This window comes from Psychrobacillus sp. AK 1817, assembly GCF_008807035.1.
GTDB classification, from domain to species: Bacteria; Bacillota; Bacilli; order Bacillales_A; family Planococcaceae; genus Psychrobacillus; species Psychrobacillus faecigallinarum.
In genome coordinates this window covers 1,583,137-1,607,812 of record NZ_CP031739.1, presented here as the reverse complement: position 1 = coordinate 1,607,812, position 24,676 = coordinate 1,583,137, and the positions used below count along the sequence as shown (strand labels likewise).

28 protein-coding genes and 1 pseudogene are annotated in these 24,676 nt (G+C 36.3%); 26 read left to right on the top strand and 3 right to left on the bottom strand.

Annotated features, from left to right (window positions below; all coding sequences use genetic code 11):
- The first annotated feature begins 52 nt into the window (after window positions 1-52).
- The 14 genes from D0S48_RS08090 to D0S48_RS20895 all read left to right on the top strand — a co-directional run bounded on the left by D0S48_RS08090 (window position 53) and on the right by D0S48_RS20895 (window position 10,026).
- The gene (locus tag D0S48_RS08090; protein ID WP_144537270.1) at window positions 53-970 is read left to right on the top strand and encodes an ABC transporter permease; all 918 of its coding nucleotides are present in this window, start codon (window positions 53-55) and stop codon (window positions 968-970) included.
- A gap of 36 nt (window positions 971-1,006) precedes the next feature.
- Complete coding sequence (locus D0S48_RS08085) at window positions 1,007-1,882, top strand: ABC transporter permease (RefSeq protein ID WP_144538221.1); 876 nt, start codon at window positions 1,007-1,009, stop codon at window positions 1,880-1,882.
- A 19-nt stretch (window positions 1,883-1,901) separates the two neighbouring features.
- On the top strand, window positions 1,902-2,912 hold the full coding sequence (locus tag D0S48_RS08080) for an ABC transporter ATP-binding protein (RefSeq protein ID WP_144537272.1): 1,011 nt from the start codon (window positions 1,902-1,904) through the stop codon (window positions 2,910-2,912).
- A complete protein-coding gene (locus tag D0S48_RS08075) occupies window positions 2,884-3,921 on the top strand; it encodes an ABC transporter ATP-binding protein (protein WP_151111147.1) in 1,038 nt (345 codons plus the stop codon). Before D0S48_RS08080 ends, D0S48_RS08075 begins: the two co-directional genes overlap by 29 nt.
- Complete coding sequence (locus D0S48_RS08070) at window positions 3,908-5,044, top strand: M20 family metallopeptidase (RefSeq protein ID WP_151111145.1); 1,137 nt, start codon at window positions 3,908-3,910, stop codon at window positions 5,042-5,044. Before D0S48_RS08075 ends, D0S48_RS08070 begins: the two co-directional genes overlap by 14 nt.
- Window positions 5,045-5,589: 545 nt before the next feature.
- Window positions 5,590-5,931, top strand: coding sequence for a hypothetical protein (locus tag D0S48_RS08065; protein ID WP_144537278.1), 342 nt, complete (start codon window positions 5,590-5,592; stop codon window positions 5,929-5,931).
- Between the two features lie 76 nt (window positions 5,932-6,007).
- Window positions 6,008-6,223, top strand: a complete 216-nt coding sequence (locus D0S48_RS08060; RefSeq protein ID WP_144537279.1) for a hypothetical protein — start codon at window positions 6,008-6,010, stop codon at window positions 6,221-6,223.
- 207 nt (window positions 6,224-6,430) lie between these two features.
- Complete coding sequence (locus D0S48_RS08055) at window positions 6,431-7,288, top strand: alpha/beta fold hydrolase (RefSeq protein WP_151111143.1); 858 nt, start codon at window positions 6,431-6,433, stop codon at window positions 7,286-7,288.
- 386 nt (window positions 7,289-7,674) lie between these two features.
- The gene (locus tag D0S48_RS08050; RefSeq protein WP_151111141.1) at window positions 7,675-8,163 is read left to right on the top strand and encodes a hypothetical protein; all 489 of its coding nucleotides are present in this window, start codon (window positions 7,675-7,677) and stop codon (window positions 8,161-8,163) included.
- Window positions 8,164-8,302: 139 nt separating this feature from the next.
- Window positions 8,303-8,470, top strand: a complete 168-nt coding sequence (locus tag D0S48_RS20910) for a hypothetical protein (protein WP_225215883.1) — start codon at window positions 8,303-8,305, stop codon at window positions 8,468-8,470.
- Between the two features lie 26 nt (window positions 8,471-8,496).
- Entirely contained in the window at window positions 8,497-8,811 is a 315-nt protein-coding gene (locus tag D0S48_RS20905; protein ID WP_225215882.1) for a GNAT family N-acetyltransferase, read from the top strand.
- A 179-nt stretch (window positions 8,812-8,990) separates the two neighbouring features.
- Window positions 8,991-9,467 carry a hypothetical protein gene (locus tag D0S48_RS08040; RefSeq protein WP_151111139.1) on the top strand — a complete coding sequence of 159 codons (477 nt, stop codon included), beginning with the start codon at window positions 8,991-8,993 and terminating at the stop codon, window positions 9,465-9,467.
- A 74-nt stretch (window positions 9,468-9,541) separates the two neighbouring features.
- Complete coding sequence (locus D0S48_RS20900) at window positions 9,542-9,712, top strand: hypothetical protein (protein ID WP_225321717.1); 171 nt, start codon at window positions 9,542-9,544, stop codon at window positions 9,710-9,712.
- A 26-nt stretch (window positions 9,713-9,738) separates the two neighbouring features.
- Complete coding sequence (locus D0S48_RS20895; RefSeq protein ID WP_225321716.1) at window positions 9,739-10,026, top strand: hypothetical protein; 288 nt, start codon at window positions 9,739-9,741, stop codon at window positions 10,024-10,026.
- A gap of 176 nt (window positions 10,027-10,202) precedes the next feature.
- Here D0S48_RS20895 and D0S48_RS08030 read toward each other — a convergent pair whose 3' ends face one another.
- The 3 genes from D0S48_RS08030 to D0S48_RS08020 all read right to left on the bottom strand — a co-directional run bounded on the left by D0S48_RS08030 (window position 10,203) and on the right by D0S48_RS08020 (window position 13,483).
- Window positions 10,203-11,582 (bottom strand): Glu/Leu/Phe/Val family dehydrogenase, encoded by a 1,380-nt coding sequence (locus D0S48_RS08030; RefSeq protein WP_151111137.1) that lies wholly within the window; start codon window positions 11,580-11,582, stop codon window positions 10,203-10,205.
- Between the two features lie 748 nt (window positions 11,583-12,330).
- Entirely contained in the window at window positions 12,331-12,969 is a 639-nt protein-coding gene (locus D0S48_RS08025; RefSeq protein WP_151111134.1) for a hypothetical protein, read from the bottom strand.
- Window positions 12,959-13,483: a sigma-70 family RNA polymerase sigma factor gene (locus D0S48_RS08020; protein WP_144537287.1), complete on the bottom strand. Its 525-nt coding sequence runs from the start codon at window positions 13,481-13,483 to the stop codon at window positions 12,959-12,961. Before D0S48_RS08020 ends, D0S48_RS08025 begins: the two co-directional genes overlap by 11 nt.
- A gap of 367 nt (window positions 13,484-13,850) precedes the next feature.
- Between D0S48_RS08020 and D0S48_RS08015 the strand changes: the two genes are divergently transcribed.
- The 12 genes and pseudogenes from D0S48_RS08015 (at window position 13,851) to D0S48_RS07960 (ending at window position 24,578) form a co-directional block, all read left to right on the top strand.
- Window positions 13,851-14,351, top strand: coding sequence for a matrixin family metalloprotease (locus D0S48_RS08015; RefSeq protein WP_151111132.1), 501 nt, complete (start codon window positions 13,851-13,853; stop codon window positions 14,349-14,351).
- 21 nt (window positions 14,352-14,372) lie between these two features.
- The gene (locus tag D0S48_RS08010) at window positions 14,373-14,957 is read left to right on the top strand and encodes a hypothetical protein (protein WP_151111130.1); all 585 of its coding nucleotides are present in this window, start codon (window positions 14,373-14,375) and stop codon (window positions 14,955-14,957) included.
- Window positions 14,958-15,268: 311 nt separating this feature from the next.
- A pseudogene (locus D0S48_RS08005) lies at window positions 15,269-15,651 on the top strand (single-stranded DNA-binding protein).
- A gap of 348 nt (window positions 15,652-15,999) precedes the next feature.
- Window positions 16,000-16,824 carry a phosphate ABC transporter substrate-binding protein gene (locus tag D0S48_RS08000; RefSeq protein WP_151111128.1) on the top strand — a complete coding sequence of 275 codons (825 nt, stop codon included), beginning with the start codon at window positions 16,000-16,002 and terminating at the stop codon, window positions 16,822-16,824.
- Window positions 16,825-16,863: 39 nt separating this feature from the next.
- A complete protein-coding gene (gene pstC / locus D0S48_RS07995) occupies window positions 16,864-17,775 on the top strand; it encodes a phosphate ABC transporter permease subunit PstC (RefSeq protein WP_144537291.1) in 912 nt (303 codons plus the stop codon).
- A 1-nt stretch (window position 17,776) separates the two neighbouring features.
- Complete coding sequence (gene pstA / locus D0S48_RS07990) at window positions 17,777-18,601, top strand: phosphate ABC transporter permease PstA (protein WP_144537293.1); 825 nt, start codon at window positions 17,777-17,779, stop codon at window positions 18,599-18,601.
- A gap of 15 nt (window positions 18,602-18,616) precedes the next feature.
- The gene (gene pstB / locus D0S48_RS07985; protein ID WP_151111126.1) at window positions 18,617-19,426 is read left to right on the top strand and encodes a phosphate ABC transporter ATP-binding protein PstB; all 810 of its coding nucleotides are present in this window, start codon (window positions 18,617-18,619) and stop codon (window positions 19,424-19,426) included.
- Window positions 19,427-19,444: 18 nt separating this feature from the next.
- Complete coding sequence (gene phoU, locus D0S48_RS07980) at window positions 19,445-20,098, top strand: phosphate signaling complex protein PhoU (protein ID WP_144537296.1); 654 nt, start codon at window positions 19,445-19,447, stop codon at window positions 20,096-20,098.
- A gap of 513 nt (window positions 20,099-20,611) precedes the next feature.
- A complete protein-coding gene (locus D0S48_RS07975) occupies window positions 20,612-21,694 on the top strand; it encodes a Gfo/Idh/MocA family protein (protein WP_151111124.1) in 1,083 nt (360 codons plus the stop codon).
- 169 nt (window positions 21,695-21,863) lie between these two features.
- Window positions 21,864-22,715, top strand: coding sequence for an STAS domain-containing protein (locus D0S48_RS07970; protein WP_151111122.1), 852 nt, complete (start codon window positions 21,864-21,866; stop codon window positions 22,713-22,715).
- 99 nt (window positions 22,716-22,814) lie between these two features.
- Complete coding sequence (locus D0S48_RS07965) at window positions 22,815-23,264, top strand: VanZ family protein (protein ID WP_151111120.1); 450 nt, start codon at window positions 22,815-22,817, stop codon at window positions 23,262-23,264.
- Window positions 23,265-23,291: 27 nt separating this feature from the next.
- Entirely contained in the window at window positions 23,292-24,578 is a 1,287-nt protein-coding gene (locus D0S48_RS07960; RefSeq protein ID WP_151111118.1) for an MFS transporter, read from the top strand.
- Window positions 24,579-24,676: the final 98 nt, after the last annotated feature.

The following is a 24,676-nucleotide window of genomic DNA, read 5'->3' as shown; positions in this document are numbered from 1 at the left end:
AAAATAGTAGGTTACAATAAATCATTTCAAAATATGTGTGAGGTGACAATTGATGAACAATTACTTTGTAAGGCGAATACTACAAATAATACCTGTTTTATTAATCATTTCATTTATTGTCTTTTCACTAGTCTTTATCGCGGGAGACCCAGTTGCATTAATGCTCCCTGATGACGCATCCCAGGAAGATGTGGAGCTATTAAGAGAATCCTTAGGTTTAAACGAATCCTTTATCGTTCAATACACTACATACCTTATGAACCTTGTACAAGGTGACTTTGGAGAATCCTACCGTTATGGTCAGGACGCTATGGAAATCGTCCTTGAGCGTCTCCCCGCAACACTTGAACTAGGTATCGCAGCGCTTATAATCGCAATTGTTGTATCGATTCCACTTGGTATTTGGTCTGCTACAAAACAAAACTCTAGTCTAGACTTAGTGGCGACGGGTGCGGCTGTCATAGGAAAAGCAATGCCGAACTTTTGGTTGGGTATCATGTTGATTTTATTGTTTTCTGTCACTTTAAGTTTCTTCCCGGTTTCAGGAAGAGGGACGCTGTTACATTTGGTTCTTCCTTCCATAACTCTTGCTACTGGGATAGCTGCGGAAATGACACGACTCATCCGGTCTAGCATGATTGAAACCTTGAATCAGGATTACGTACGGACAGCGAAGAGTAAAGGTTTAAAGGATAGAATCGTAGTTTATAAGCATGCTTTCCGAAATTCACTTATTCCTGTCATAACCATTACTGCATTACAAACCTCCACTTTGGTTGGGGGGACATTGATTACTGAAACTGTCTTTTCATGGCCGGGTTTAGGTCAATTATTAATACAGGCTGTAAATACGCGTGATATGGCAATTGTTCAAGCCAGTGTATTTGTCATTGCAACACTCGTAATTCTTATGAATCTAGTAGCAGATATTCTTTACCGACTATTAGATCCACGGATTAAATATAGCTAGGGGGAAGTTAAGTTGACCCAATCACAGACAATAAGCATGACACAAAACAAACCCTCTTCTTTTAAAAGGTGGAGTAGATTATTACTTAGAAGTAAGACAGGCACAGTAGGATTCTTTATCGTTTTCTTTGTTTTCTTAGTGGCCATTTTTGCACCACTACTAGCACCACATGATCCCGCTGCTATTAATGCGGCTAATATGCTAAAGCCTCCTTTCTGGATGGAAGGTGGTAGTACTGCAAATCTATTGGGAACGGATAACCTTGGTAGGGATATTCTTAGTCGGATTATCTATGGTTCTCAAATTTCCTTATTAGTAGGTATTACCTCTGTCGTTGTTGCGGGAATTATCGGTGTTACTATTGGTTTGATAGCAGGGTATTATGGTGGTTTTATCGACAATGTGTTAATGCGCCTTGTAGATTCCTTCCTAGCAATACCAACTATTCTTTTTGCGCTAGTAATACTTAGTGTTTTTGGACCAAGTGTTATTACTCTTATTTTCGTTCTGGGTGCTACGAATTGGGTAAACTATGCACGGCTTGTACGTGGCGAAGTGCTAACTATAAAGGAACGTGATTTTGTAAGAGCTGCCCGTTCAATTGGAGTAAAAAACAATAAGATAATTATTCGTCATTTACTACCGAATGTTATTTCCTCTTTTATCGTAATTTCTACGTTAAGTGTGGCAACAACGATCATTCTTGAAGCATCACTTAGCTTTTTGGGGCTTGGTGTTCAACCACCGACTGTTTCGTGGGGATCTATTTTAAGTGATGGAAGAGATTATTTAGCGACAAGTTGGTGGCTTGCAACTTTTCCGGGTCTAGCCATTACAGTAACAGTACTAGGAATAATATTCTTGGGTGATTGGTTAAGAGATGTTCTAGATCCTCGCTCTATCAAAAAATAATCTTAAGGAGGAATCCCTAATGGCGGAAGAAGTACTGAATGTAAAAAATCTCAAAACTTATTTCCATACTGAAAATGGGATTGTTCCCTCAGTCGATGACGTTTCAATTAGGATAAAAAAAGGAGAGACATTAGCTATAGTAGGTGAATCGGGATCAGGGAAAAGTGTGACGTCCCTATCCATTATGCGTTTAATTGACTCTCCTGGAAAAATTCAGGGTGGCCAGATTTTGTTTAAAGGAAGAGACATTGTTCCTATCTCGATGAAAGAGATGCGTAACCTTCGTGGTAATGAGATTGCGATGATTTTCCAAGAGCCTCTTACTTCTTTGAATCCAGTTTTCACCATAGGAAATCAAATGGCAGAATCCATTATGTTACACCAAAAGAAGGGTAAGAAAGAAGCACGAAAGCTCAGTATTGAAATGCTGAAAAAAGTAGGAATACCAAGAGCGGAAAAAGTAATTGATTCATTTCCACATTCATTAAGTGGAGGTATGAGACAACGTGTAATGATTGCAATGGCACTCTCCTGTAATCCTGAATTATTGATTGCAGATGAGCCAACTACTGCTCTGGATGTAACAATCCAGGCTCAAATTCTTAAATTAATGAAGGGGTTAATTACGGAGTTTGATACTTCTATTTTGTTAATCACCCATGACCTAGGTGTAGTGGCTGAAATGGCAGACCGTGTAGTTGTTATGTATGCAGGTCAAGTAGTGGAGGAAACGGATGTATTTACATTATTTAGAGAACCTAAACACCCGTATACGAAAGGGCTGATGGACAGTACGCCTAAGATTCATGAATTAAAAGATGAATTAACCTCAATACCTGGAACTGTTCCAAATCCGTTAAATTATCCAAAAGGTTGTCGTTTTATGGATCGCTGTCCATATGCTATGCAAAAGTGTGCAGAAGCTCAACCAAAACTTGAAGAAATTTTGACAGATCACAAGGTCAGATGCTGGCTTCATGAAGAAAAGGTGGTTGATTTGTATGAAACAAAATCATTTGCTGGAAGTTAGAGGATTGAAAAAAGCATTTGATATATCTGAAGGTTTCTTAAAAAGAAAAAAACAGTTTCTTTATGCAGTCGATGGCTTGGACTTTTATGTGGACGAAGGAGAAACGCTTGGTATAGTAGGTGAATCAGGATGTGGAAAGTCAACTACAGGAAACTTGATTGGTCATTTACTTGATGCAACGGAAGGAGAAATTCTTTTTGAAGGAGAAGATTTGACTAAGCTAAAAGGAGAGGCTTTAAGAAAGAAACGAGCAGATATCCAAATGGTTTTTCAGGATCCTTTCTCTTCTTTAAATCCACGTATGCGAGTTTTTGATTTGATAGCCGAACCGTTGAGAACTCATAAATCTTTCAATAAAAAAGAACTCTCTGAACGAGTAATGGAACTGATGGATCTAGTTGGTTTAAACCGTTCTTATGTCAATCGATATCCACATGAATTTAGCGGGGGACAGAGGCAAAGAATCGGAATTGCCCGTGCTATTTCCTTAAATCCAAAGTTGATCGTATGTGATGAACCAGTTTCTGCGCTTGATGTATCAATTCAATCCCAAATATTAAACTTACTATCTAAATTACAAAAGGAACTAAATCTAACTTTCATTTTTATCGGACATGGATTACCAGCTGTAAAGCATATCAGTGACAGAATTGCTGTGATGTATCTCGGTAAAATAGTGGAGCTGACGACAAAAGAAAAGTTGTTTCTACATCCGATGCATCCTTATACAGAAGGTCTATTGTCCGCTGTGCCAGTTCCGGATCCTCTTCAACGAAACATTGAGGGAAGACAACTTCTGGAAGGCGATATCCCGAGTCCAGCCAATCCACCACCTGGGTGCAATTTCCATACGAGATGCCCTTATGCTCAGCAAATATGCAGTAAAAACGAACCTGTATTTGAGGAGATATCACCAGGTCAATTTGTAGCATGTCATTTTCCTCTTAAGGATGGAAAAGGAATTATCAATGAAGAGAAAGTGATGGTAGATACTCATGGACTATCTTAAAAAAAAACTTGAACCAATGCTTAACCTCATTGAAAAATTAGTGAACATCGATAGTGGTTCAACAAATAAAGTTGGAGTCGATAAGATTGGAAAAATACTTATAGAAGAATATAAACAAATGGATTTTACTATAGAAGTTAAAGAAAACAAAGACTTTGGGAATAATATCCTAATTAAGCATAAAGAAGCTATGAAGCCTGAAATTCTGCTTATTGCTCATATGGATACTGTATTTCCGATTGGAACAGCAGCAGAAAGGCCGTTTACTATTAAAAATGGCCTTGCCTTTGGTCCAGGAGTGGCTGATATGAAAGCAAGTCAGGTTACATTATTGTATGCTATGAAATATTTGTACGAGAAAAAAGATGCGGCAATGAAAAACGTCATCATTATATTAAATAGTGATGAGGAAATAGGTTCACCTACTTCAAGGGAGCTCATTGAGGAAATTTCAAAAAATGTTAAATATGCATTGGTTATGGAACCTGCCCGTAAAGATGGATCGATTGTGTCCTCGAGAAGAGGGGGAGGCAGGTATACGTTGCATGTACACGGAAGATCTGCACATTCAGGAGTAGCTCCAGAAGAAGGCAGAAGCGCTATTGAGGAACTTGCGTATAAAACGATAAAACTTAATCATTTAACTGACCACGAACAAGGAATATCAGTAAGTGTAGGCATAGTTGAAGGTGGAGACGCGGTAAATATGATACCAGATAGCGCCACTGGATATGTGGATGTACGCGTTGAGAGTGATGAGCAAAGTTTAGAAATCGCAAAGAAAATCGAAAGTATTTGTTCAGTACCAGATGTACCAGGGACAACAATTGACTTAGAAGGCGGAATTACTCGCCCACCAATGGAACCTGATGAAAAGAACCAGAAATTACTAGAGATAGTTAAGGAAGTCGGGAATTCCTTTGGCTTGATAGTAACGGATTCTCATACGGGTGGAGGATCAGATGCATCATTTCCCTCTCACCTTGGCGTAGCAACTATAGATGGTGTAGGACCGATTGGCGGAAAACTGCACAATGAAGGTGAATACCTTGAAATAGACTCACTGACTGAAAGGTGTTTTCTGTTAGCCGAAACAGTATCTAAACTATCAGAAAGCAATTAGCAAATAATCATGTTTAAATTTATGTACACAATGCAAAATCTCTATTAGTATACGATCTACAAAGATTAATCGGATTAGAACTATTTACTAAATTACATAGTGGTGCGTAAACCTAAAGAAAAATAAACCTTGCAACCTTAGAGCGAGTGTTACTTGTAGAACCTAACTTGCTTTATAATTACTACACAACATGTGATAGTAGCGAAACATGATACTTAGCGAGATGAGCAAGACACTACAAGCAACGCGTGGAGGCAACATATTATCATCCCACGGAAATCAACCATCTATAGTTCGTTTTTATGTATATAATTCATTAAAAGCCGAGGAGGATTTATTCGCTCGGCTTTTTAGATTTTTAAGGCTATGTTTAAGGCTAGGGTTGTTTTTTCGTGAATCGATTTAGTTTGTGAAATGTTACACTTAAACTAACGGTGCAGGTTTAGTTTAATAAGAAGGTATATATGAAATGAATCGAAATAGTCAATAAAAGAGAGTTATTTTATATTATAATTAATTTATTAATTGGGGAAAGAGGTAAGAAAATGAAAAAAAATATGTTAATAGCGATTGCATTTACTTTAGTAGCGATGTTTACGTTCAGCATCACTTCAGAAGCTTCATCCACAAAAGTAATGTGGGGTAAAACGGAACTTAAAGCAGGGCAGATTGGTAAAGTAACACTTTACGGAGATATGGGAACATTTAAGACAGATGGCTCTAGAGGAAAAGTGTTACCAGCGGGTGGTGAGTACCGTGTCTATTCATTCCGTAAAGATATTTTCGGAGGAGAATACGGCTTAGGCGGCGGATTGTTTGTCCATATGTACGGTCCTTTGGAGTACAAAACACCTTCTAAGGCTAAGTTAGCATTACTTAATAAGTAATAATTCAATAGATTAAAAGAAATAGAAGGATAGATATTATACAATGTAGTCCAGTTTTAAGCTGGGCTATTTTTTTATGGAGGAAAAAATGTGTTTAGTGAATGCGAGGATAGTACAACGACAAGAAATTCATGAGATTGGTATGTCAATGGTTGAAGTGACAGGTTCTCAAACAAAATTAGGCGATGGTGTACAACATAATCAAGATATTTATCTCAATAAGAAAGATGGTAGTTTATTTGTAATCAGTATAGATGGACCAGTCGAACGGGGGGGTAAGTTATACCAATGAGGGATAGTATAGACCTCTTTGTTCAACTAACGGGTGCTTTGGTAATATATGGCCATCATTTCGATGGTCTATTTTTATGTGCAATATATTAAGTTGATCTCAGAATATGCATTGTGAAATGTTACACTTAAACTAACGGGGCAGGTTTAGTTGAAGAAGGAAAGATCTAAAGAACAATATAGAATCAAGAATAGTAGGAGGTAAAACATGGCTAATGAATTAAAGGGACCAATAGATTTTGTTAATATCAAAGGACAAAAACTGCATGTCAATATTATTGGTGACGGAGAAGTTATCGTCTTCCTTCATGGTGGTCCTGGAAGTGAGCATCGTTTTTTTCTTCCTCACGTTTTACCATTAGCCCAAAAGTTCAAACTTGTTTTATATGATCAAAGGGGTTGCGGTAAATCAGAACACGCTAAAAGTAATACATACTCCATGATGGATGAAGTAAAGACATTAGAATTATTGCGCAAAGAATTGAAGTTGGAAAAAATGAACCTTTTCGGAGAGTCTTGGGGTTCTATGCTTGCCTTGCTTTATGCAACTACCTACCCGGAAAGAGTTAATAAAATACTTCTAACAGCTGCTATAGGAGTTTCGGCAAAAGGATATAAAAGCTTTGAAAAAGAACTTTTGAAAAAAATCTCCTTGAAGGATAAAATAAATCTTTTTAAGGCAGATAGAAAAATGAAAAAAGGTTCTGGATCCTATGAAGATATTTTAAATATTTTAGACCCATACTACGTATTTTCAGTCGATACATTAAAAAGGAAAGAGAAGTCCAGTATGAATAGTTATGTCAATCAATTAATAGGAGAAGATATTGAAAAGAACTATGACTTAAAAAGCGAAATCTATAAATTATCTGAAATACCAATTCTAGTCGCACAGGGAAGTCATGATATTATTACACCTGCAAAAATTAAAGAGTTATTAATAAAGTACGTACCACATGCAAAATTAATTGAAATTGAAAATTGCGGTCATTGGACTGTTGTAGAAAAGCCAGACAAAATGAATACGATAGCAGAAAATTTTTTCAGCCCCAGCTTGTTCAACTAACGGTTGCTTTAGCAGAACAATGATAAACAACTACAAAGGAGTGAGCATATGATTTATGCCTTTATATACATAGGATGGCTTTTAATGCCTATCTAGTGCATTATATTTTGTTTGAATTTGGTTTCTATATTGAAAAAGGTAAAACACGAAGAAAAAACTACGGTCAATACAGTTTGGCTTACAATATCGTTTACTCTTATTATGTGGAGCATTGCAATGACAGCAGCAGCAGGCATTAATTAAGCTAACGGGTGCTTTACTTCAAGATGGAGTAGAGCCTTTTTTCTTATCGAAACAATGACGGAGTTTAGTTGAAGAAGGAATTCGAATATAAAATAAAGAATAAGTAATAATTAAAAAATGGAGATTGTTAAGAGGGAGATGTAATGAAAAAATCATTATTCATTTTTATATTGATGTTACTTACTTTTACGACTGGGTGCAGTTCTACCACTCCGACTAATCCTTACACTGGGCGTGTTTTGAACATTGGTATCATTGGAAATTCACCTACTATAATAGAAAATAAGACGGTAAATTTTGTTCCGATTACTTTTGAAGATTTATCTAACGACAATTATAAAAACTATGATGCTGTCTTTATCATGAAAGAACAATTAGCAGAAGCCTCTAACGATAATTATTCAAAAATTTATGCTGAATTACAGAAACCAATAATATTCATTGGAACCGATTCATTGACCCCCTTCATCTCGGAAGCTATTGACTATCGTCCAAAGGATTTTCAAGAAGGATTGTTGTATTCAGTTGGGTTAATTGAAGGAACTGAATATGGCTTTGGATTATATAACGATAAAGAAAATGAAGCAACGATAAAACTTTTTTATTCTGACCTTTTTAGATTGATAGAGTAAAACAGGTAAAGTTAAAGGGAATTTCCTTCTTCCACTAACGGGTGCTTAGTAAAATGAAGAGCTGGTAGTACAGCTCTCATTTCTTGTTCAACTAAAGACGCAGTTTAGTTGAACAAAGAAATCTATTGGGGATAGTAGAATGAATACTAAAGACAACAATATACGCTCCATAAAAATTAGAAATTTAAGAATAGATGACTATGAAGTTGTTTTAAATTGGAGTAAGGATGACATTTTTGTTCAGCGAATGGCTGGGAGAAAAATAGAAGTGAAGAAGAATTGTATAGATAGTGGCTTCATTGTATAAGTAATGAATCTGAAGACTTTGTTCGAATGGGAATAGAATTGAAAGAAAGGTTAGTTGGGTATGCAGATTTAGCCTGTATTAAAGATAATGCAGCTGAATTAGGTATTGCAATTGGTGAGAGTACATTATGGGGAAAAGGAATTGGGACTAATTCTATTCTATGTATGATGGATTACGCTTCTATAAACTTAGGAATTACAATTTTTAATGCAGAAACCCACGAAGAGAATATTCGCTCCAGAAAAATGCTTGAGAAAATAGGATTTATAGAGATAAGCAGGATTGGCAATGAAGAATACTTAGGAACGGAAAACCAACTAATACAATATAGATATAAATAAATATACTTCTATTTCTTATTGAACTAACGGGTGTTTTGCAAAATATGACCATCTTTTCGATGGTCCATTTTTATGTCCAAAATATTAGGTTGATCCTAAATATGCATTGTGAAATGTTACACTTAAACTACGGAGCAGGTTAGTTGAACAAGGAAAGAGGAAAATAAAAGGAGGAAGTGATGGAAACTAAAATGTTGTATTATAAAATATTCGAAAAGAAAGTAGAACCTGTCGATTATGTTAATTGGTCTACCCAAATGTCAGAAAATAGTGATACATCTACATCACTAAATATACTTTCTTCCCTAAGAGAAACTCTAAATATTTTTGAGGTAGAAGATTATTTTCATAGGGCAGTAAGAGAATTAAGTATGGAAGAACCCACACAGGATGAGTGTTCTAAGTATTACTTCTGGTATTTGCTAAAACAAATAATAGATAATGAATCTATTGCAATTAACTATGCATATGAAATTTACCAAGTAGTTCGTGAAGAATTTGTTAGCGAAGAATTAAATGTATGGTATGAGATCAGTGAAATGATAGACGACTATCGATATGGTGATAATGTAGAGGGAATTACAAGAGAATCTCTAATTACAACCATTGTAAAAGAAGCGGAAAAACAATTAAATTGTAACTTCTTATTGAACTAACGCGTGCTTTAGCAAAATATGATCATTATATAAAATTTTATTATGGTAAATGACAAGGAGTTTGGATAAGTATTATGGACAATAATTCATTAAGATTTGCAATAGAAAATGAAAAGTTTGATGAAGCAGAAATCATTTTAGAAGAAATTAGCAGAAGTAAGGACATTCAAGCAATTCCTTTACTTATTGAATATTTACAAAGAACTGAAAATCCTTTATTAAGAAACGAAACTCTATTGCTTTAACGTTAAGTGATATTGGGAACGAAGAAGTGGTACAACCGTTAATAGATGTTATTAATGACCCAAAAACTATATACGCACTAGAACCATTCGATTGTTCAGCACATTTAGAAACACTAATTTACCATTTGATAAATGGAAACTTTGAAGTACAAGCACAAGCATATCAATTGATAGAATCAATTAAAGGTGAAATATCAGATGAAGTTTTATTGAACTGTATTATAGAGGTAAAAGAAGAGTTAAATGATAAAGAAAGACAAATGGAGATATTATCAGATACGATAGAAACTTTGTGTACTTTTAAGAAAAAATAATTAAGCCTTTTTCACTATTGGTGCTTACATAAAGAAAGTAGAAATGCTTTGGTGTCTTCTATTTCTTATTCAACTAACGCGTGCTTTAATAAAAAGGAAATCAAATTAAAATGAGCTTGGAGAAAATATCCCAGCTCATTTTTTGTGTCTTACATCTACCTTTAGCATAGCCATTTTTAATAAAGCTTCCCTTGTCTATACAGCACAGTAGATAAGCGAATAACCGCATGGATATAGCAATTTTGGCGAAGTGGTAAAGGATCTCCAAAATATAATGGCAGTAATGTATCCATTGTATTTTTCATTTTCGCTAGAAGCTGGTTGTACACTTCTTCCTCTGAGTAAAACTGTGTTTCGCGTCCCTGAAGCCATTCTAAATAAGAAACAATTACCCCGCCGGCATTTGCTAAAATGTCTGGAATAATGATGACACCTTTTTTGCTCAAGTAGTCGTCTGCTTCCTTAGTAGTTGGGGCATTCGCTCCTTCTACGATAATTCGAGCCTTAATATCAGCTTTATTGGAGTCATTCAATTGATTTTCTAGTGCTGCAAGGAATAAAACATCTACGCCCATTGTAAGAATTTCTTCTCTGCTTAATATAGACGCGGTGACTCCTGTCTCTTTTAGCTGCTCCTCTGAAGTCGGAAGGTCGCCTTTGTTCTCGGATGAAAATTGTGCAAGAGCCTGAATATCCAGCCCATCTGAATTATATAGAGTGACATTACGATCACTTACTGCAACGACCTTGTTTTGAAGATGTGTACAGCGAGAAGCCTCAAGTGCTGTAACTGAACCAACATTACCGAATCCTTGCACCGCAATTGTTAAAGGGCGGTTGGAATATTCCAGTGCCGTTTTGGCAAAAGGGTTTTCAGAGCTTTCTAATTTTTGCGCATGTTCCTTTACATAATTACTTAACATGTAGCGGAAGGTGAAGTAAACTCCCTTGCCAGTAGCCTCTCTACGGCCTAAAGATCCACCATTTGCAATACTTTTTCCTGTAAAACTGCCCAAGTAGGGTTGTCCTTGGTTAATCTTTTTGTACTCTGCCATCATCCAATCCATCTCTCGTTCACCGGAACCAACGTCTGGTGCTGGAATATCACGGTCAGGACCGAGGACATCGTTAAAATAGCGAACATATTTTATGCAAATACGATGTAACTCCTTGTCGGTAAAGTTTTTAGGATTGATGACGATTCCACCTTTTCCTCCACCGAAGGGTACATTATGAAGTGCATTTTTTAGCGTCATTAGAAATGCCAAATTAATAACCTCTAACTCATTAACCGACTCATGAAAACGAATACCACCCTTATACGGACCAAGGGCATCATTATGATGCACACGATAAGAGGGAATCCGAACAATTTCTCCGCTTTCCAGCGGAACACGCAGGAAAGACTTATGTATCTGATTCGGTGTAGATAGAATTGCATTCAATGAAGTAAATGCCTTTGTCCGCATCTCTCCTTGTAAATCAGGCAAAAAGGTCTCGTTCTCCAATAATGCATTTAGCGACTGCTTTACAATTGATATTGTTTGTTCTTCCACTTATTTCAGCACCTCCGTAAATATAGTTCATCGGAGTTAGTTATACCCTAAACTGCTGGGAAAAAACGTAGGGAAGTTCATTAAATTTTGATAAATTCATATCCGAATGGACAAGACAAAAGGGACTTAAACAACGCTTAGATCCAGTACAACAAATTATTGAATATTCAAGGACAATCAGACCTATTAGCGAAAGCAACGCAAGCAGTGTTAAAAGCGAAAGGAAGGTGAATACTACTTCATTATATCCATCAAGTTTATTAGAAAGGGTGATTCATTTGACTAAATCTTATATGTTAAATGAGTTTGAATACACGTTATCAAACTATCGAATGAAATATAATTCAAGTTTCCACGAAAACCGTAGTAAACCGTTTACAGAAGAATGGCTCGGTTACATATGTTCGATATGTGATGTTACTAAAAAGGATAGCATATCGAGAGTTCTGGGTAGAGCGCATGTAACAAGTTTGAAGAAAGTAAGTGATTTAAGAAGGAATGGCAATTTGAAAATTATTAACGAAAGGGTTTAGACCTTTATCATATGCAATTATATGGGCAGACTGCAGACAAAAACAAAAAAATTGAAATTGTCTATAGTCTTTTTAATTTTAAAATCATTTATCCAGTAAAACACCTTTATTTCAATACTGGCGGTCCATGTATTAAATATGTTGATTTCTGATTAGAAAATTTGGAAACCCAAAAAGAGATTGGCTACCTTGCAGCAGCCAATCTCTTTTATTCGCTAATTCCCAAACGGTATTTCATTTTCATACTCTATTTTATATTCTTGGATTAGATTATTTTTTTCATCATTATTATTAATTAAAATGTCCCCATACACGGGTACTAAGGTATACCAATTTTCTTCTTGCAGATACTTTGTAACAAATAAATATAATTGTCCCTCTTTAAGTAGTGGATCATTTTCTACTAATATTAATTCTTCTTTTGTGTATCCACCTTGTTGATTCACTATTATGGTTTCTTCAAGATCACCTTTAATGTTATCTGTAACTTCTACTTCAAATTGAGTTTCGGGGATACCACCCAATGATTTAGTACCAGATTGTTTTATAACTTTTCCAATGAATACATTGTCTGCCCAACCAATAAGGCGAGGAGTGTCCGACAAATCAAAGCTACTGCTGTATTCCATTGTTTTTATTATAGGATTTTCCGTTACTGAGTCATTTGTAAAGTAACTTGAAGTAAAAATACCTATTGCTAATGAAGCTACTATCGCTGGTGCAATTATAAAAGAGCGCTTAAATTTAGGTTTACCTCTTTCTGATTTCACTTTTGAAATTCCTAATTTACTTCTTTCACTAATTTCTTTTGGTATTTCTATTTTACTCATTTCTTGTTTAATTTTATTGCTCATATATATGATCTCCTTCCAAATTTTTTCGAAGTTTATTTAAGGCTCTATACAAAATAGTCTTTGTTGTACCTAAAGGAATTTCCAAAGTTTTAGATACTTCTTTTATAGTTAAATCATCATAGAACCTTAAAATAATTACACTTTTTTCGTCTTCATTTAAACATTCGATTAACTCATTTAACGTTATTTCTTCAAATATATCTTCGTTAAAATCTCCTGCTATAAAGTTTTCAAATTCTGAATTTAGAGGAAGAATATTTTTCTGTTTTCTAAGTAAATCAAGTGCACAGTTTATCGCAATTCTTATCAACCAAGTTTTAAAATATTTAGGTTCTTTTAGATTTTTTATTGATTTAAAGGACTGATATGCTGTTTCTTGAACAACATCAAGGGCATCATTTTGATTTTTCACATATACAAAAGCTACTCTGTAAATGTCATTTTCATACTTTTGAAATAATGTCAAAAATGCGTTGTCATTACCTTTTTGAGCTTTATTCACTAAATTTAAAATTTAAAACACCTCCTTATTTTCTATCAACTATTAGACGGTCTAGAACTCCATTTGGCTTTAATTTCTAAAATTTATTTTTATTCTTATTATTTTTAAACTATTTCTATGAAGAAATAAGTAAGAAGTTTATTGCTTGTACATTTTTAAGAGGAACTTATTATGTATACATTTTATAATAATTAAAAATTCCTAATTTTCAATCATTTTATTGGTATTTACTTCCTGTTTTTTACTATTCGACAAAATTTTACAAAATAAAACAAAGGTTTTTGTTCTAAAGTGTCTAATTTCTTTCATGTAACAAAATATTTAGAAAGGAGCAAAAAACTAATTTTTTTGTCAAAAAAAAATCGAAGGTGGGAGAAAAATGAAAAAGTTAACTCAAAGATTTTTAATTGTCGGTGCTCTAATGCTTATGATTTTACCAGCCAGTGCTTCAGCACACTTTTTAGGCTACAGTTCAGTTGATGGAGGCGAAATACGATGGGGAACTTATCATGGAACAACAAAATGGACCACCCAAAGAAATGCAGCTATTTCCACTTGGAATACCCTAAGCCCAATTAATATTTTAGGTGATACAGCCACTACCGTTGAAGATGTATCTTTTAAAGATGCAAACAGATCGGATGTAACTTGGGCAGGTCTATATAGTACTTATACTGGTGCAGATTTAATACAGGTAAATAATTATTATCTTGATAATTATTCTAATGCTCAGAGACAAAATACTTTTACACATGAACTTGGCCACGCTCTAGGACTAGACCACAGTTATTCAACAGAGATCATGCACAAAAGTGTTACCTCTAAAACAACTTTAGGTTCTCATGATAAAGAAGACTATCATACTTTGTGGGGTTATTAAAAGAAAGGGAGGAATTCTAAAATGAAAAAAACATTACTAACTCTAGGTCTTGTTACAGTTATGACTACAGGATTTTATGGGATTAAACACTTTGATGCTGAAGATGCCCAGGTACAAGAAACAACACAAGAAATTCGTGTATTTGAAGCACATGCCCATGGGATTGATGATTTTTCGGATAAAAATAAATTAGTTGGTGCGGTTGATAATGTGTTTATTGGTACAGTAATTAAAGAAGATGGAACAAAATCACTTGATGGGCCACCTGAGACTCAGTTTGCTGTTGAAGTTATTGAGAACGTAAAGGGCAATCTTTATGGAGAAGTAAAAGTAAATCAGCAAGGTGGTTATTTTGAGGATGAAGATGGAGAAAAAGCATTAATGTTGATCGAGGGTGACAAATTACTTGTGCCTGGACAAACCTACTTATTTGCTACTCGACATCTAGATTCAGAAAACTGGAATACCTTAGTTCCTGTGGTAGGTGATATTCTAATAGACGAGAAGTTAAACAAAGTAGATTTAGTAAAGGAATATAAACAAGCCTATAAAAATGAAAAAACACCTGATGTGTTGAAGACAATTACACAAAGTAAAAGCAATTAGTTTTGAAAGTGACGAGTACCCATTATTCAGTCTGAATTTCAGATTGTATAATGGGTACTTTTTTTATGCTCGACAGGTATTATGTTAAGCGAAGGAACAAATGTCAGAGGAATTTGGTAAAGCACCTGCTTACTAGTAATGATGACCGTATCCTTTGGAGAATGGCCGGAGAGAAAAATTGGAGTTTAAATATACCAGTTAATAAAGTATCTAAGATCAAACGAGGACTGAATTGGTTTTTTGACCTCGAAGATGTAGATTAATTGCACCAATTAACTAAACAGATCGTATGAACGAAGGGAGATTTAATTATGATTAATAGAACCGTATTAGTTGGCCGACTTACTAAGGATGTGGAACTTACTCAAACCCCAAGCGGAATTGCTAAAGCACAATTTACACTTACAGTTAAACGTAAATTTTCTAATCAACAAGGGGAGAGCAAGATTCAGATTTCATTCGTGTGATTGTTTGGAGAAGTCAAGCAGAAAATGCTGCTAAATTTCTTAAGAAAGGACATTTAGCTGGAGTAGAAGGAAGTATGCGAACAGTCAGTTATACAAGTGGAGATAAAAAAATATTCACGACAGATGTGGTTGCAGACAGTGCTCAATTTTTAGAACCTAAAAAACAAAACAATGAAACCGCTCCACCATCGACTTATAATAGCCCTTCAAATCAATTGCCAGCCTGACCCATTTGTTAACGGAGGACAATCATTTGGTGGAAATAATCCATATCCAATCGGTATCAAGAGAGAAGCTGAAATATAGTTTCAAACGTTATTCAGCAGCTATACATATGAACACTTGTTGAAGGGCAAACTAAGAGAAACTATATCGGTGTGCTTTATAATTTATAATTCACTTGTCTAGAGTAGAAATTAATGTAAATGAGTTTACTTTAATTTTCAATAAATTCACAATATATTTAATTCATTTTTAGAAAGTTTACAATACCTTTACATTCAGTTAATAAAGGGTTAAAAAATTAACATTATGATGGAAAGTAGATAGAAGTCTATAACTCTTGGAGGTTTCCCATGTTATTTAAGAAAACGATCGTTTCTCTTGTTATTCCCTTGGCGATTCTTACTGGCTGTGGAAGTGATGATACAGAACACTCAAGTGGCGATAAGCAAACTATCTCTATATCTGGATCTACTTCGGTTGGACCTTTGGCAGAGAAGTTAGCGGTGAAATATGAAGAAACAGAATCGGTCAATATAGAGGTAAATCAGATCGGATCATCTGCGGGTATTACGAATGCAACAAACGGTGTTTCTGAAATAGGAATGAGCTCTCGTGATTTAAAGGAAGAGGAAGCTGCACAATTAGAGGAAATCATCATTGCCTATGATGGGATTGTAATTGTTACACATCCATCGAATAAGGTTCAGGATTTAACGATGGAGCAGGTGAAGCAAATCTTCACTGGTGAAGTGACGAACTGGAAGCAGCTTGGCGGAGAGGATTTAGAAATTGTGGTAGTATCGCGTGAGGATGGTTCAGGCTCCCGTGATGCCTTTCAGGAAATTGTCGGCTATTCCTCCGGTGAATTGATTCGAAATGCGATTGTCGCAAGTGGGAATGGAAATATAAAGACTACTGTGGCAACAAACAAGCACGCAGTTGGATTTATATCCTTCGAGTATATTGATGAAACGATTTACCCGATGAAGATAAACGGAGTAGAGCCGACTGCTCAAAACGTGTTAGACAACAAATACAGTCTTTCAAGACCATTTTTGTTCGTATACAAAGATGGTGATTTAACGCAAGGCGGACAGAAATTTATCGATTATATTTTAAGCTCTAATGGACAGGAAATAGTTTCCGAAGCTGGTGCTATCCCTATTCTGCAATAAACAACATATGTTGAATTTACAAAATGGGAGGAAACTTGCGTGACTACACCACCATTCGAAAAGCAAACTGAAATAGAAAAAGCAAATAAACGTAAGTATTTTTTAGAAGGTTTATCTGCAAAGGTTTTCCTTGCTTGTGCATTATTATCTGTAGTGAGTTTAGCGTTAATTGTAGGCTTTGTGTTTTATAAGGGCTCTTATCCGTTTATAGCAGAGGGCTACAGCTTTATAGATTTTATATTCGGCACAGACTGGGTTCCGAGCGAGGATAAATTCGGTATTTTTCCAATGATCGTAGCATCTCTATTCGCTACACTTGGTGCACTAATTATTGGAGTTCCGATTGGTTTATTTACAGCCATCTTTCTTGCGGAAATTGCACCTAAGAGATTAGCCAAGCTCATTTCTCCGGCTATTCAGCTTCTTGCTGGTATTCCATCTGTTTTATACGGAGTATTCGGTCTCGCGATTATCGTTCCTTTATTACAGGACAATTTTGGTCTTGCGAGAGGGCAAAGCTTACTAGCTGTTATTCTAGTGCTTGCTATTATGATGCTTCCTACTATTGTTACTGTGGCAGAAACATCGATAAGAGCTGTTCCCAAATCTTATACAGAAGGCTCTTTAGCTCTAGGGGTTTCACATATTGGGACCATTTTTAAAGTAATCGTTCCTGCTGCCAAGTCCGGAATTATGGCGGCAATCGTCCTTGGTTTAGGACGAGCTATTGGGGAGACAATGGCAGTTATATTGGTTGCTGGAAACAGTCTGATCATCCCTACAAGTCTTACAGACAGTGTTCGTCCGCTAACTACGAATATTGCATTGGAGATGGGATATGCGTTTGGTACTCATCAGGAAATGCTATTCGCAACTGGGATAGTGTTATTCTCCTTTATTCTCATCTTAAATTTCGTACTAGCTAGAATTACAGCAAGGGGAGGCAACTAATATGAACAAGGTAAAGGACAATATTCTCCGAGGTCTCTTATGGTTTTCGGCCTTTATATCTGTTGCCATTCTAGTTGTAATTGTCGGCTACATATTCTACAAAGGCTTTCGATTGATCAATTTAGAGTTTATCTTCGGTGATTACTCGCCAACTGGTGGAGGAGGCATTTGGCCTATGATCGTCACCACTGTTTATTCAATTTTAATATCGTTGGCTATCGCTACACCAATCGGGATTTTGGCTGCAGTGTACTTACATGAGTATGCGAAACAAGGTCGACTAGTGAAAATAATTCGTTATGCGACTGAGAGCTTAACAGGGATTCCTTCTATTATATATGGACTGTTCGGAGCGGTGTTTTTTGTTGCAACCTTGAAGCTGGGTATGTCTATCATCGCGGCATCTTTAACCTTAACCATTATCGTATTACCGGTTATTATTCGAACAACTGAAGAAGCGTTAAAGACAGTGCCTAATACTTATAGAGAGGGATCTTTGGCACTTGGGACAACCAAGCTGCAGACTCTTTATAAAATTATTTTACCGAGTGCAATGCCGGGAATTCTTTCGGGAATTATACTATCCATTGGGCGGATAGTGGGCGAATCGGCAGCTATTTTCTTAACAGCTGGTACAGTGGCTGCCATGCCAGAAAGTATTTTTTCTTCTGCTCGTACACTAACGGTGCATTCTTATTTAGTTACTCAGGAGACAGGAAATATTGAACTGGCGGCGGCCATTGGTATTGTGTTAATCGTGATCATCTTAATACTTAACTTATCTGCTACGTATATATCCAAGAAATTCAATAAGGCAAATCATTAAACGAAGGAGACCAACATGAAGAAATTACTTTTTAAATCTACCTCTGAGAGCTTTGGGTCAACGACTACTACTGAGCATTCGAAAATCAATGTGTATGATCTCAATTTATTTTACGGGGAGAAGCAAGCATTGTACGGTGTTTCCCTAGGTATTCAGGAAAAAGAAGTAACAGCATTGATTGGCCCTTCTGGTTGTGGGAAATCAACCTTTCTACGTACGTTAAACCGTATGAATGATTTAATCGATGGAGTTAAAATCACTGGAAAAATTGTAATTGATGAAGAGGATATATATGCAAGTCAGGATGTTATAAAGCTTCGTACGAAAGTGGGAATGGTTTTTCAAAAGCCTAACCTGTTCCCAATGAGTATATATGACAATGTTGCTTACGGTCCACGTATGCAGGGCATTAAAAACAAGAAGGCTTTAAACGAAATTGTAGAAGAAAGTCTTCGTGGCGCTGCCATCTGGGATGAGGTGAAGGACCGCCTAAAAACCTCTGCCCTTGGTCTTTCTGGTGGTCAGCAACAGCGTGTTTGTATCGCTCGTGCTATTGCAATGAAGCCAGATGTTATATTAATGGACGAACCGACTTCTGCCCTTGACCCAATCTCAACATTGAAGGTAGAAGAGCTTATCACCCAAATGAAAAAAGACTACACGATTGTCATCGTAACACACAATATGCAGCAGGCTGCCAGAATCTCCGATAAAACAGCATTCTTCTTAAATGGAGAAGTAATTGAGTACGATAAAACAGACGTTATCTTTTCAACACCGAATGATTCAAGAACAGAAGATTATATAACTGGACGTTTCGGATAACAAGATGGGAGACGGAAAATGATACGCGAAAACTTCGAAAACAATATGCAGGAGCTGGAAAATAAGCTTGCGGAAATGGTTCGAATAACTGAAGAGCAATTGGAGCAATCATACAAAGCTCTAAAAACGCAGGACATTGAGCTTGCTTTGAGAACAATAGAAAAAGACAATACGATAGATGAAATGGAAAAGGAGATAAATCAAATGGCTATTTGGTTTATCTCCAAGGAACAGCCACTTGCACGTGACTTACGCAGAATCATTGGTGTTTTGAAAATTTCGAGCGATATCGAGCGTATTGCTGATTTCGCGGTTAACATTTCAAAGGCAACTATTAAAATAGGAGAGCGACCGTCCCTATTGTATTTGACAGAACTCGAGCCGATGAAGACAGTCTCCATAGTCATGCTACAAAAATCACTAGAATCCTTTGTGAAAGAAAATATTACGTTAGCAAAGGAAGTAGCAGACCTCGATGATCAGGTCGATGCTAACAGCAAGACTAATTACCAAAATATCACACATTATTTAAGTGAACACCCAGAAGACACGAGTCAGCTCGTGCAGCTCCTGTTCATCAATCGTTTCTTAGAACGTACAGCTGATCATATTACAAATATAGCAGAAAGCACTGCCTATCTGATCAAAGGGCAGATGTATGATTTTAACTGATAAATTGATCTATTGAGTAAACTCCATGTAACTTTACCTTTAAATATAAAGGAGCCTTCGAAATTAAATTTTCCGAGGCTCCTTAAAATTGAACTCATTTACATACATGATTTGAAATTCACAAATAGTACTTTGTCATTAAAATACAAATATATATCATTATGTTGAGGAAAGATGATATGTTTAACTCAGACCGGATGAGTACGGCGCATAAGCTATTAAAAACAACGTGTGAACTACGATGGTAGCCTATCACTTATCCCGTGGGAGGTGCCCAGTTGTAGCCAAAATAAACTATATTCCATGTAAAGGACATACTTCTTTAGTTTCCTTTATATTATTCGTATGAATCAATTATATAATTGATTCATATGTAGTTGATAAAACTATAGATTGAATTATGATATAATAGTGGAGGCTTTATGTGAAGATAATCACTTAGAGTATAACTTTGAGTGTTTGGGTAGCATAAGAGCATATAGACATTGGGTATTCCAAAGGAGGAACACGAAAGTGAGTTTAAAATATGCAATTATCGGGTGTGGACGAATCTCTCCTAATCATGTTGCTGCAGCTATAGAAAATAATTTAGATATCGTGGCATTATGTGATGTAGATGAGAGCAAAATGGATGCAACAATATCCATGTTCGAGCTTCCGGAAACAGTAAAAAAATATACTGATTACAAGGAAATGCTTCAGCAGGAATCTCCTGAGCTAATCGGGATTTGTACAGAAAGTGGAAAGCATGCTCAAATCGCTTTAGATTGTATTGAACATGGAAGCAACCTAATCATTGAGAAGCCAATCGCTTTATCTTTAGAAGAAGCAGATCAAATCATTGCTTTAGCTAAAGAGAAAAACGTTAAAGTAAGTGCTTGTCACCAAAACCGTTTCAATAAATCTGTTCAAAAAATGAGAGAAGCTGTAGAAGAAGGTCGCTTCGGAAGATTACTTCACGGAACTGCTCATATTCGTTGGAACCGCGGAGAAGATTATTATACACAAGCTCCATGGCGCGGAACTTGGGAGCAAGATGGCGGCGCGTTGATGAACCAATGTATACATAATATTGACTTGTTACGTTGGATGATGGGTGACGAAATCGTAGAAGTTGTTGGTATGACAGACAACCTAATGCACGGCTTCATCGAGGCAGAAGACCTTGGTATGGCTTTAGTTCGCTTTAAAAACGGAAGCTATGGAATTATTGAAGGTACTACTAATATCTTCCCTAAAAATCTTGAAGAAACGCTATATGTTTTTGGTGAAGAAGGTACTGTTAAAATCGGTGGTAAATCCGTTAATATTATTGAAGAGTGGATGTTTGCAGATAACAAGGATAACTCCGAAGAAGTAAAAGCAAAATACTTCGAAAATCCACCATCCGTTTATGGCTTTGGTCATAACCCACTATATACTGATGTGATCGATGCGATTAAAAATGACAGAGATCCTTATGTAACAGCAGTGGACGGTAGAAACGCACTTGAGCTAGTGTTAGCAATTTATAAATCAGCTGCAGAAGGCAAAAGTGTTAATCTTCCAATGGAAAAATGCAGCACAATGGACTTTAAAGGAAGATTTTCAAAATAATATAGAGTACTCTAGCAGCCGAATTTACATTCGGCTGCTTTTTTCATATTTCTTGCGGTGATAATATTATTCAAATAATGTAGAAAATATAGAATAAAATACCTTTTTCCTTCTGAAGGATTTATAATAGAGTTACTTACTATTAATTAGATAGAAAGAAGGGAAGCATTTGTCTTCTATTAACCAGCAAATTTATAGTTATTTAATTGAAAACTCTCAAAATATTACCAAACAGTGGTTTGAGGAAAAAAGAAAGTTTACAGATCCTTTTTACTCGAATAATCCGAACCCTCAGATAGATGTGATACTTCAAGAACAGCATGCGCTAACTATTAGAACGGTAGCTAGTGCTTTATGGGAGGGTGAAAATTCCTTTCCTGAACTTTTAGACATTTGGGCAGAAAATGTTGCGAAAAATAGAGTTGAAAATAGTATAGCCATTCATAATGTAATTGAAGCACTCAATAAAACTAGGGAGACCATTTGGAGTTTTGTAGAATCTTTTGTGAATGAAAAAACAGATAGCATTACTCATGGTGATATATTGAAATGGAGCTCTGTCTATAATATATCTTTCGATCGGTTAATTTTTGAGTTTTCTAAACGCTATTATCTTCTTTCTAATACTCGTTTTAATGCACAGCAAACGCTAATCCGAGAATTGAGCAGTCCAATTATCCCTATTTTAGAAAAGGTTGGTGTATTGCCGATCGTTGGGGATATTGATACATATCGTGCGAAGTCTCTAACTGATGAAATACCACAAAAGTGTATAGAGCTTGGTATAGATAAGCTATTTATCGATATTTCCGCAGTACCGATTATAGATACGATGGTCGCAAATGAGTTGTTCAAATTTATGGAGATTTTAAGCTTACTAGGCATTCAGCCATTTGTATCAGGTATTAGCCCAGAGGTTGCTCAAACTTCTGTCCAATTAGGATTGGACTTCGGGAATATTTCTACTTATAGTTCATTAAGACAAGCTTTGCTACGTACGGGTGTTTACAAAAATATGTAATATTTATAGTGGGGCAGCTGAAGTTCACTCTTTAGCTGCTTTTATTAGGTTTCTCGTGTTTAAGATAAGAAGTAGCTAGAAAGTGCAAGGTGAGTATAAATGTCTAAAGTTCTTTCTTTTGTTGCTGTGATTTTATGGATGGGTTTGATTTTCTTTTTCTCCAGTCAACCAGCTGCGGATTCAAAAGAGTTAAGCTTAGGAGTCACGGAAATGTTTTTATCGATAGTGGAGATGGCAGCTCCTGATTCGGATTTGTTTATGGAGAACTCTCATCATTTTGTACGAAAGAATGCACATTTTTTTATTTATTTCGTTTTAGGAATATTGGTAGTACGTGCATTAAGGTTGAGCAAATTTTGGAACAAGAAAGATATTGGGTTAGCGTTCTTGATTTGTGGCATTTATGCGATTAGTGATGAGCTGCATCAACTGTTTGTACCTGGAAGAGGGGCACAAGTGAAGGATGTATGGATTGATAGCGCCGGTGCTTTAGTTGGTATCTTGCTATACAGTTGGCTGATAGGATTAAGGAATAAACGTAAAGCATAGTATTGTGGAAGATGGGAGTGAAGGGTCATATTAAAGGGAAATAGTTCTACAGAAATTAAGAAATACATAGATTCTCCAGAAGAAATACAGCGACTTTATAAAAGAACTCTATGGATTGTCGTTTTGTCACAGATATTCGGAGGAGCAGGGCTTGCGGCTGGAATCACAGTGGGTGCTTTGATTGCTCAGGATATGCTAGGGACGGATAGCTATGCAGGAGTGCCTACAGCGTTATTTACATTAGGGTCAGCTGGAGCAGCGTTAATCGTTGGGAGAATGTCTCAGCGTTTTGGTAGGAGGTATGGCTTGTCTTCTGGGTTTATCGTTGGTGGTATAGGAGCTATAGGGGTAGTTATTGCTTCTCTGAGTGAAAGTATTGTATTGCTGTTTGTATCACTTTTGATATATGGCGCTGGGTCTGCAACGAATTTACAGGCAAGGTATGCTGGTACGGATTTAGCAAGTGCAAAGCAACGAGGAACGGCAATTAGTGTGGCGATGGTATCTACCACTTTAGGGGCGTTTGCAGGTCCCAATTTAGTTGGGGTGATGGGTGAATTTGCTACTTCTATAGGAGTTCCATCTCTTGCAGGTCCTTTTATATTGGCAGCGGCTGCTTACATTTTAGCTGGAGCTGTTCTTTTAATTTTATTGAGACCAGATCCTTTAGTTATTTCGACTGCTATTAACAAGCATAAGGCAGATGTGAGTGCTAGTAACGATTTAGAAGAGCAAGTAGAGGATAAAAGGGGTATTTATACTGGAGCTGCGATTATGGTTATCACTCAAGTCGTGATGGTTTCCATAATGACGATGACACCTGTTCATATGAGGCATCATGGGCATGATTTAAATGCTGTCGGCTTAGTGATTGGATTTCATGTGGCGGCAATGTATTTGCCTTCACTGGTTACAGGAATGCTTGTAGATCGCTTTGGTCGAATGGCAGTGGGTGTTGCTTCCGGTTTTACTTTGCTTGCAGCAGGGCTTGTGGCTGCGTTTGCTCCCGGAGATTCCTTAGGGATGCTCATTTTGGCATTAGCGTTGTTAGGTTTAGGATGGAACTTTGGTTTAATTAGTAGCACCGCTTTGATAGTAGATTCTACTGTGCCTGCGACGAGAGCTAAAAGACAGGGATCGGTGGATGTATGGGTTGCACTGGCCGGTGTCTCTGGTGGGGGATTGTCCGGTGTAATCGCTGCGCAAACTAGCTACATGATGTTGTCTTTAGTTGCTGGAATATTGTCGTTCGTGTTAATAGTTGGTTTGTGTAAAGTTCCTAATCGGGTTTGGAGATTTTCTTGGAAAAGTTAAAGATTTTAGTTGAATGGGTTGTCTTTTTTGTCTATCAGACAGCCATTTTAGTCGTTTTACTACAATTTTGGCTTGTTTTACGACAATCGAGACCTATT

Bases quoted from the DNA above. Each gene is read 5' to 3' on its own strand.
- D0S48_RS08070 (WP_151111145.1), top strand. From the start codon at position 3,908: ATGGACTATCTTAAAAAAAAACTTGAACCAATGCTTAACCTCATTGAA.
- D0S48_RS08040 (WP_151111139.1), top strand. From the start codon at position 8,991: ATGGAAACTAAAATGTTGTATTATAAAATATTCGAAAAGAAAGTAGAA.
- D0S48_RS08080 (WP_144537272.1), top strand. From the start codon at position 1,902: ATGGCGGAAGAAGTACTGAATGTAAAAAATCTCAAAACTTATTTCCAT.
- D0S48_RS08010 (WP_151111130.1), top strand. From the start codon at position 14,373: ATGAAAAAAACATTACTAACTCTAGGTCTTGTTACAGTTATGACTACA.
- D0S48_RS08065 (WP_144537278.1), top strand. From the start codon at position 5,590: ATGAAAAAAAATATGTTAATAGCGATTGCATTTACTTTAGTAGCGATG.
- D0S48_RS20905 (WP_225215882.1), top strand. From the start codon at position 8,497: ATGGGAATAGAATTGAAAGAAAGGTTAGTTGGGTATGCAGATTTAGCC.
- D0S48_RS08075 (WP_151111147.1), top strand. From the start codon at position 2,884: ATGAAACAAAATCATTTGCTGGAAGTTAGAGGATTGAAAAAAGCATTT.
- pstA (WP_144537293.1), top strand. From the start codon at position 17,777: ATGAACAAGGTAAAGGACAATATTCTCCGAGGTCTCTTATGGTTTTCG.
- phoU (WP_144537296.1), top strand. From the start codon at position 19,445: ATGATACGCGAAAACTTCGAAAACAATATGCAGGAGCTGGAAAATAAG.
- D0S48_RS20900 (WP_225321717.1), top strand. From the start codon at position 9,542: ATGGACAATAATTCATTAAGATTTGCAATAGAAAATGAAAAGTTTGAT.
- D0S48_RS08055 (WP_151111143.1), top strand. From the start codon at position 6,431: ATGGCTAATGAATTAAAGGGACCAATAGATTTTGTTAATATCAAAGGA.
- D0S48_RS08015 (WP_151111132.1), top strand. From the start codon at position 13,851: ATGAAAAAGTTAACTCAAAGATTTTTAATTGTCGGTGCTCTAATGCTT.
- D0S48_RS07965 (WP_151111120.1), top strand. From the start codon at position 22,815: ATGTCTAAAGTTCTTTCTTTTGTTGCTGTGATTTTATGGATGGGTTTG.
- D0S48_RS08025 (WP_151111134.1), bottom strand. From the start codon at position 12,969: ATGAGCAATAAAATTAAACAAGAAATGAGTAAAATAGAAATACCAAAA.
- D0S48_RS08000 (WP_151111128.1), top strand. From the start codon at position 16,000: ATGTTATTTAAGAAAACGATCGTTTCTCTTGTTATTCCCTTGGCGATT.
- D0S48_RS08085 (WP_144538221.1), top strand. From the start codon at position 1,007: ATGACACAAAACAAACCCTCTTCTTTTAAAAGGTGGAGTAGATTATTA.
- pstB (WP_151111126.1), top strand. From the start codon at position 18,617: ATGAAGAAATTACTTTTTAAATCTACCTCTGAGAGCTTTGGGTCAACG.
- D0S48_RS08060 (WP_144537279.1), top strand. From the start codon at position 6,008: ATGGAGGAAAAAATGTGTTTAGTGAATGCGAGGATAGTACAACGACAA.
- D0S48_RS08050 (WP_151111141.1), top strand. From the start codon at position 7,675: ATGAAAAAATCATTATTCATTTTTATATTGATGTTACTTACTTTTACG.
- D0S48_RS20910 (WP_225215883.1), top strand. From the start codon at position 8,303: ATGAATACTAAAGACAACAATATACGCTCCATAAAAATTAGAAATTTA.
- D0S48_RS08090 (WP_144537270.1), top strand. From the start codon at position 53: ATGAACAATTACTTTGTAAGGCGAATACTACAAATAATACCTGTTTTA.